4 protein-coding genes and 1 pseudogene are annotated in these 7,937 nt (G+C 70.9%); 2 read left to right on the top strand and 3 right to left on the bottom strand.

Annotated features, from left to right (window positions below; genetic code table 11):
- Both ACIF80_RS36850 and ACIF80_RS36845 read left to right on the top strand, forming a co-directional pair.
- A pseudogene (locus ACIF80_RS36850) lies at positions 1-137 on the top strand (ABC transporter permease); the annotation flags it as partial.
- Positions 130-1,044 (top strand): ABC transporter ATP-binding protein, encoded by a 915-nt coding sequence (locus tag ACIF80_RS36845; RefSeq protein WP_399813239.1) that lies wholly within the window; start codon positions 130-132, stop codon positions 1,042-1,044. The pseudogene ACIF80_RS36850 and the gene ACIF80_RS36845, both read left to right, overlap by 8 nt.
- Positions 1,045-1,146: 102 nt before the next feature.
- Here ACIF80_RS36845 and ACIF80_RS36840 read toward each other — a convergent pair whose 3' ends face one another.
- The 3 genes from ACIF80_RS36840 to ACIF80_RS36830 form a co-directional block, all read right to left on the bottom strand.
- Positions 1,147-6,075, bottom strand: a complete 4,929-nt coding sequence (locus tag ACIF80_RS36840) for an NAD-glutamate dehydrogenase (protein WP_399813237.1) — start codon at positions 6,073-6,075, stop codon at positions 1,147-1,149.
- 515 nt (positions 6,076-6,590) lie between these two features.
- Positions 6,591-7,256 (bottom strand): HAD family hydrolase, encoded by a 666-nt coding sequence (locus tag ACIF80_RS36835; protein WP_399813235.1) that lies wholly within the window; start codon positions 7,254-7,256, stop codon positions 6,591-6,593.
- A 124-nt stretch (positions 7,257-7,380) separates the two neighbouring features.
- On the bottom strand, positions 7,381-7,878 hold the full coding sequence (locus tag ACIF80_RS36830; protein ID WP_399813245.1) for a DUF6912 family protein: 498 nt from the start codon (positions 7,876-7,878) through the stop codon (positions 7,381-7,383).
- Positions 7,879-7,937: the final 59 nt, after the last annotated feature.

The raw sequence follows: 7,937 nt of genomic DNA, 5'->3' as shown, positions 1-7,937 counted from the left end.
TCGCGATGATCGACGACTACGGCTCCTCCTACCTGCCGCCGCACGTGTGGGCCTTCGCGGTGGGCTGGGCACTGCTGGCCGGCGTGATCGGCTTCATCTACTTCTGGAAGGCTGAGGAGACCTACGGCCGTGGCTGACAACACCGACGAGAAGATCCCCACCGTCGTCGCCCACGGCGTCGACATCGTCTACCGGGTCAACGGAACCGGCGCCGGCCGCGGCTCCGCCACCGCGGCCCTCAACCGCATCGTGCGCCGCCGCAAGACCGAGAAGGCATCCGGCGTGCGCACGGTGCACGCGGTGCGGAACGTGTCCTTCGTCGCCTACCGGGGCGAGGCCATCGGCCTGATCGGCACCAACGGCTCCGGCAAGTCGACCCTGCTCAAGGCCGTCGCCGGCCTGCTCCCGGTGGAGAACGGCCGGATCTACACCGACGGCCAGCCCTCCCTGCTCGGCGTCAACGCCGCCCTGATGAACGACCTCACCGGCGAGCGCAACGTCATGCTGGGCGGGCTCGCGATGGGCATGTCCCGCGAGCAGGTCCACGAGCGCTACCAGGAGATCGTCGACTTCTCCGGCATCAACGAGAAGGGCGACTTCATCACCCTGCCGATGCGCACCTACTCCTCCGGCATGGCCGCCCGGCTGCGCTTCTCCATCGCCGCCGCGAAGGACCACGACGTCCTGCTCATCGACGAGGCACTGGCCACCGGCGACCGCTCCTTCCAGAAGCGCTCCGAGACCCGCATCCGCGAGCTGCGCCGGCACGCCGGGACGGTGTTCCTGGTCAGCCACAGCAACAAGTCGATCCGCGACACCTGCGACCGCGTGCTGTGGCTGGAGCGCGGCGAACTGCGCATGGACGGCCCGACGGACGAGGTGCTCAAGGAGTACGAGGCGTTCACCGGCGGCCCGGACAAGGCACGCAAGCCGAAACCGAAGCCCAAGGCCGAGCCGAAGCCGAACCTCGAGCAGCCCGAGCAGCCCGAGCAGCCCGAGGTGAGGACCCGAGCCGAGCCCGAGCCCGCTCCGAAGCCCGCCTGAGACCGGCACCGCAACGCGCCGCAGGGGCGCCCCGGACACGACGGTCCGGGGCGCCCCTGCGGGTTGTGCTGTGCGCCGCGGGCGGGGCGGGCGCGTACTGCCTTACGAGTGCGAGCGCAGCAGCGTCCGCATGGTCCGCATGGCCACCGACAGGTTCGCCAGGTCGAAGGTGTCCGAGCTCTGGATCTCCTCCAGGGTGGTGCGGGCCCGGCCGATGATGGCCTCGTTCTTCGCCTCCCACACCTTGAACCGCTGCTCCGGTGTCGACGTGCCGTTGCCCGCCGCCAGCACGTCGGCCGTGACCGCCGCGTGCGCCGCGTACAGGTCCTCGCGGATCGCCGCGCGGGCCATGGACTGCCAGCGGTCGGCGCGGGGCAGCTCGCTGATCCTGTCCATCAGCTGGGTGATGCGCAGCCGGTCGGCGAGGTCGTAGTACACCTCGGCGACGTCCAGCGGATCCTTGCCCATGCGGTCGGCCACCGAGACGATGTCGATCGCCGCGAACACGGAGGAGAACCCTGCCACGCGGGTGGCGAGTTCCGCCGGGACACCGACGCCCTCCAGCTCGTCGTGGATCTTCTGGAACCACTCCAGGTCCGCGCCGCGCAGCAGTTTCGGCAGCTGCGACCAGACCAGTTCGACGCGCTCGGCGAAGAACGTCACCGTCTCCTCGAGCTCCAGCGGCTGCGGCCGGTTGTTCAGCAGCCAGCGCGTGCCGCGCTCCACCAGCCGGCGCGAGTGCAGCCTGATCCGGGTCTGGACGTCCGCCGCGACCCTGGTGTCGAGGGACTCGACCCCGTCCCACACCGTGGCGGCACGGAAGATCGCGCGGGCCGCGGTCTGGGCCCGGACGATCTCCTCCAGCGACGCTCCGGTCTCCTCCCGCATCCGGTGCAGATACGTCGTACCGCCCGTGTTGACCGTGTCGTTGACCAGGACGGTCGTGGTGATCTCGCGGCGCAGCGGGTGCGCGTCGATCCGGTCGGGGAACTGCTCGCGCAGCGGGGCCGGGAAGTACGAGTGCAGCAGCACCTTGAGATACGGGTCGTCGGGCAGTGAGGTGCGCAGCAGCTCGTCGGCGACCGTGATCTTCGTGTAGGCCATCAGGACGGCCGTCTCCGGGCCGGTCAGTCCCTGCCCGGCGCTCAGTCGTTCGCGGATCTGGCGGTCGGTGGGCAGGAACTCCAGGGCCCGGTCGAGGTGCCCCTCGCGCACCAGGTGCTTCATGAAGCGCTGCTGGGCGTGGAGCATGTCCTTGGACTGGGCCAGGGCGTTGGCGATCGCGGTGTTCTGCGCGTAGTTGGTGCGCAGCACCAGCCGGCCGACCTCGTCGGTCATCGAGGCGAGCAGCCTGTTGCGCTGCTTGACCGTCATGTCGCCGTTCGCGACCAGGGTGTTGAGCAGGACCTTGATGTTCACCTCGTGGTCGGAGGTGTCCACGCCGGCGCTGTTGTCGATGGCGTCGGTGTTGATCCGGCCGCCGTGCAGCGCGACCTCGATCCGGCCGAGCTGGGTCATGCCCAGGTTGCCGCCCTCGCCGACGACGGCGACCCGCAGGTCCTTGCCGTCGACACGGATGGTGTCATTGGCCTTGTCGCCGACGTCGGCGTTGGACTCGCTCGACGCCTTGACGTACGTGCCGATGCCGCCGTTCCACAGGAGGTCCACCGGCGCCTTGAGGATCGCCTTCATCAGGTCCGCCGGAGTCATCTTGGTGACGCCGGAGTCGAGGCCGAGGGCCTCGCGGATCCGGTCGTTGACCGGGATGGACTTGGCGGTGCGCGGGAACACGCCGCCGCCGGCCGACAGCAGGTCGGTGTTGTAGTCCTCCCAGGAGCTGCGCGGCAGCTCGAACAGGCGGCGGCGCTCGGCGTGGCCGACGGCCGCGTCCGGGGTGGGGTCGATGAAGATGTGCCGGTGGTCGAAGGCGGCGACCAGCCGGATGTGCTCGCTCAGCAGCATGCCGTTGCCGAACACGTCACCGGACATGTCGCCGATGCCGACGACCGTGAAGTCCTGGGTCTGGGTGTCCACGCCCAGCTCCCGGAAGTGCCGCTTGACGGACTCCCAGGCGCCGCGGGCGGTGATACCCATGCCCTTGTGGTCGTATCCGGCGCTGCCGCCGGAGGCGAAGGCGTCACCGAGCCAGAAGCCGTAGGCCTGGGCGACCTCGTTGGCCGTGTCCGAGAACCTGGCGGTGCCCTTGTCGGCCGCGACGACGAGATACGTGTCGTCCCCGTCGTGCCGGACGACGTCGGCCGGGGGCACGACCTCGCCGGCCACCATGTTGTCGGTGATGTCGAGCAGCGCCGAGATGAACGTCTTGTACGCGGCGACGCCCTCGGCCATCCAGGCGTCGCGGTCCACGGACGGGTCCGGCAGCTGCTTGGCGACGAAGCCGCCCTTGGCGCCGACCGGCACGATGACGGTGTTCTTCACCATCTGCGCCTTGACCAGGCCGAGGATCTCGGTACGGAAGTCCTCCCGGCGGTCCGACCAGCGCAGGCCGCCGCGCGCGACCTTGCCGAACCGCAGGTGCACGCCCTCGACCCGCGGCGAGTACACCCAGATCTCGAACGCCGGGCGGGGCGCCGGCAGGTCGGGCATGGCCTGCGGGTCGAACTTCATGGAGACGTAGTCGTGCGGGCGGCCGCCGCTCGCCTCCTGGAAGAAGTTGGTGCGCAGCGTCGCCTTGATCACCGTGAGGAAGGAGCGCAGGATGCGGTCCTCGTCGAGCGAGGCGACTTCGTCGAGGGCGGCGTCGACCTCCTCCAGCAGGGCGTCCACCAGCTCGAAGCCGGCGCCCTGCCGCTCCGGCGACATCCGCGCCTCGAACAGGGAGACGAGCAGCCGGGTGGTGTGGACGTTGTTGCGGAGGGTGTCCTCCATGTAGTCCTGGCTGAAGGTGGAGCCCGCCTGACGCAGGTACTTGGCGTAGGCGCGCAGCACCACCGCCTGACGCCAGGTCAGCCCGGCGCTCAGCACCAGGGCGTTGAAACCGTCGTTCTCCGCCTTGCCGGTCCAGGTCGCCGCGAAGGCCTCCTGGAACCGCTCACGGGCGTCGTCCCCGAGGTGGTCGGCGCCGCCCGCGGCCTTGGGCAGCCGCAGTCCGAAGTCGTAGACCCAGGCCACGCTGCGGTCGTCGCGGCGCAGCTCGTAGGGCCGCTCGTCGACGACCTCGACGCCGAGCCGCTGGAGCACGGGCAGCACGGCCGAGAGGGAGACGGCCTCGCCCTTGCGGTAGATCTTGAAGCGGCGCACCTCGGGGGCCGCGCCCACCGGCTCGTACAGGCTGAGCTCGAAGTTCTTCTCGTCGTCGAGCTGTTCGAGCCGGACCAGGTCCGCGACGGCGGCGCGCGGGGTGTGGTCGGCCTTGTACCCCTCGGTGAAGGCGTTCGCGTAGCGGCGCAGCAGTTCGGCGGCCCGCTCCTCGCCCAGTTCGGCGGTGAGGGCCTCGCCGAAGCCGTCGGCCCAGGAACGGGCGGCCTCGACCAGCCGGGCCTCGATGCGCTCCCGGTCGTGGTCGGACAGCTGCGGCAGCTCGGTGCCCTGCGGGACGCGGACCACGAAGTGCAGCCGGGAGAGGATCGACTCCGTGTTCCAGGCGGTGAAGTCGACGCTGATGCCGCCGAGCTCCTCCTTGAGGATGTCGATGATCCTCAGCCGCACACCGGTGGTGTACCGGTCGCGGGGAAGGTAGACGAGGGCGGAGTAGTAACGCCCGTACTCGTCCTGGCGCAGGTAGAGCCGCAGGCGGCGGCGCTCCTGGAGGTAGAGCACCGAGGTGGCGATGGCCCGGAGCTCGTCGGTCGGGGTCTGGAAGAGCTCGTCGCGCGGGTAGGTCTCCAGGATCTGCAGCAGGTCGCGTCCGTCGTGGCTGTTCGGCGAGAAGCCGGCACGCTCGAGGACCTCCTCGACCTTGCGGCGGATCACCGGGACCCGGCGGACGGACTCGGTGTAGGCGGCCGAGGAGAACAGGCCGAGGAAACGGCGCTCGCCGACGACGTTGCCGTCCGCGTCGAACTTCTTGACGCCGATGTAGTCCAGGTACGACGGCCGGTGCACGGTGGCCCGGCTGTTGGCCTTGGTCAGGACGAGCAGCTTGTGCTCGCGCGCCTTGGCGCGGGCGTCGGCGGGCAGCCGCTCGAAGGACGGGCTGACCGGGTGGTCCTCGTCGGTGGCGTGGTGCGGGTCGGAGCGCAGTATGCCGAGACCGGTGCCGGGAACGGCGGCCAGCGAGTCGTCGTCGCGCAGCTGGTACTCGCGGTAGCCGAGGAAGGTGAAGTGGTCGTCGGCGAGCCAGCGCAGCAGCTCCCGGGCCTCCTCGACCTGCGGGCCCGGCACGTCCCCGGGGACGGGTTCGTCGGGCAGGCCCTCGGCCAGCAGGGTCGCCGCCTGCCGCATCTTGCCCCAGTCCTCGACGGCCTCGCGGACGTCGGACAGGACGCGCAGCAGGTCGACGGTGATCTGCTTGAGGTCGCCGCGGTCGCTCTCGCGGTCGCTCTCGACGTGGATCCAGGACTCGACGTGGGCGTCGTGCGGGAGTTCGCCCCCGGCGGGTGCGGCGGACACCTCGATCAGCTTGCCGGTGAGGTCGCGGCGCACCACCACCTGCGGGTGGATGACGACGTGGATGCCGCGGCCCTGCCGGGTCAGCTCATTGGTGACGGAGTCCACGAGGAAGGGCATGTCGTCGGTGACCACCTCGACGACGGAGTGGCTGCACGTCCAGCCGTTCTCCTCGACGGTCGGGGTGTGGACCCGGACGTTGGCCGTGCCCTGGGGACGGTTCTCGGCCAGCCGGAGGTGCGAGAAGGCGGCTCCGAAGACGTCGACCGGGTCGCGGCCGACAAGGTCCTCCGGGGCGGTGTGCAGGTAGTAGCGCTGGAGGAACGCGAGCACGGTGTCCCGGTCGGGCATGCCCTTTTCCGTCGTCCCGGTCGGCAGTTTCCCCCCGGCCGGGCTGTTCTCAGCTACCCGGGCGGCCTTTTCGAGCAGCTCGGCCTTTGCTTCGTCCAGCTTGGTCTGCATTGTCCTCTGGCTCCTGTCGCGCGCCATTGCGTGACGTAGAAGGAAGTACGGTCTCTGCGCCCGCGGTGCGGTGGTACGACGCGGGATGTCCGCTCCGTACCGACGCTATGCCGCAGGATGAGACGAGCGGGGGCTTCTCTGCCCATTTCGGCGCGCCCGACGGGTGTGACGCTGCTCTCCGCGACATCCGTACCCGGGGGATGCGGCGCGCCTCGGGGACCCTCCGGGTCCCGTCCCGCCCGCGAGGACCAGCGAGCGCCGCCCGGTCACGGATGTCGTCCGTGCTCTCCGGGCGCACAACGGGGACGACAAGGCCCCCGCGAGCTATCGCGCTGATCACGCCACCCAGGCTATCCCCCCTCGCGGGGGGCCCGTCATGAGCCGTATGTGTACAAAACATGGGGTGGAACTTTGACGTTCTGCACAGTGCGCGCCCGGCGACACCCGGTCGCCTGCCGTCCGTTTCCCGCCCGCCACCCGCCGTCCGCCCTTCGCCGTGACGTCCGGCGCCCGGCTCAGGCCGCCAGGCGTTCCGCTTCCTCGACGGCCTCCGCCAGCGTGTCCACCACCGGCACCCCCACCGCTTCGAGGCTGGCTCTGCTGTGCGAGCCGCCGGTGTAGAGCACGGCTCCCGCTCCCACGTGCCGCGCGGCCAGCGCGTCGTCGGCGGCGTCCCCGATCACCACCGTGCGGGCCGGGTCCACACCGGTCAGCGCGCCGAGGTGCCGCACCATGTGCTCCGACTTGCCGCCGCCGGACGGGCCGGTCCGCCCGTCGACGCGCAGGAAGTGGGACTCGATGCCGAAGCCCCGGACCAGGGGCACGAGGTCCTCGTGCCCGTACATGCTGAGGATCGACTGGCTGCGCCCCGCCGACGACCATCCGGCCAGCAGCTCCGCCACCCCCTCGGCGAGCGCGCACCGCACCCGGTGCTCGGTGTAGTACCGGTGGAAGGTCGCGTCCATCAGCTCCCACTCGGCCTCGGTGGGCAGCCGTCCCATCAGCCGCTCGTAGAACTTCGGCACCGGCACGCAGTACAGCTCCCGGTACCTCTCCAGCGTGAGCGGCTCCAGGCCGAGCTCGGCGAAGGCGGCGTTCGTCGCCCCGATGACCGCGTCGACGTCGTGGAACAGCGTGCCGTTCCAGTCCCAGACGATGTGCGCGTCCCTGTGCATCCCCATGGGGAAAAAGTACCCGCCGCCACTGACAACCGGGAGACCACCAGGTCGGCGCCGCACCCGGCGGCCGGAACGCGACGCCGTCACCGGTCCTCTCCCCGCTCCGGCCCGGTCCGGACGGAAGGCCTCAGACCGCCGGCCCCAGCAGGTTCGGGATCTCCTGTGTGGCGTACCACAGCAGTTCGTGGTCCTCCGCGCCGTCCACGACGGACTGCGCGCCGTCGTCCCCGCCGTCCGCCGCGGGCAGCGCCTGCGCGGCCGACGCCACGTCCGGCTCCGCGTCCGCCGCGTCCACGTGCACCGCCGCCGCCCGGTCCAGCGGTACGGGCCCGTCGACCCACAGCGCCCCGGGACCAGCCGGATCGGCCGAGACCGCCCCGTCGGGCACGTCCACGGCGACCACGACCCGGCGCCGCGGGGCACCGGCGTCCGCGGCCAGCAGCCGCAGCGCGGCCAGCGCGGCGAAGCCCAGCGCCACGTACTCCTGGTCCTCGGCGTACTCGGAGGGATACCACTCGCGCAACGCGGGCGTCACACCGTAGGCGGGGAACCGCCCCTCGCCCAGTTCTCCCGTCCGGTACGCCTCGGCGAGACCGGAGAGGGTCAGGGGGACGTAGACGCGCATGTCGGCAGCTTTGACGCGCATGGGGGCAGCTTTCGTGGTCGGAGGTCCACCAGGGATCG

The sequence above is a fragment of the Streptomyces sp. NPDC085927 genome (assembly GCF_044540975.1).
Taxonomy (GTDB): Bacteria; Actinomycetota; Actinomycetes; order Streptomycetales; family Streptomycetaceae; genus Streptomyces; species Streptomyces hirsutus.
The sequence above is the reverse complement of the archived record's forward strand: the minus strand, read 5'-3'. Positions and strand labels throughout refer to the sequence as shown.

What these genes read in the sequence shown, in the direction of transcription:
- ACIF80_RS36835 (WP_399813235.1), bottom strand. Translation starts at nt 7,256, where the DNA reads ATGGGGATGCACAGGGACGCGCACATCGTCTGGGACTGGAACGGCACG.
- ACIF80_RS36840 (WP_399813237.1), bottom strand. Translation starts at nt 6,075, where the DNA reads ATGCAGACCAAGCTGGACGAAGCAAAGGCCGAGCTGCTCGAAAAGGCC.
- ACIF80_RS36830 (WP_399813245.1), bottom strand. Translation starts at nt 7,878, where the DNA reads ATGCGCGTCTACGTCCCCCTGACCCTCTCCGGTCTCGCCGAGGCGTAC.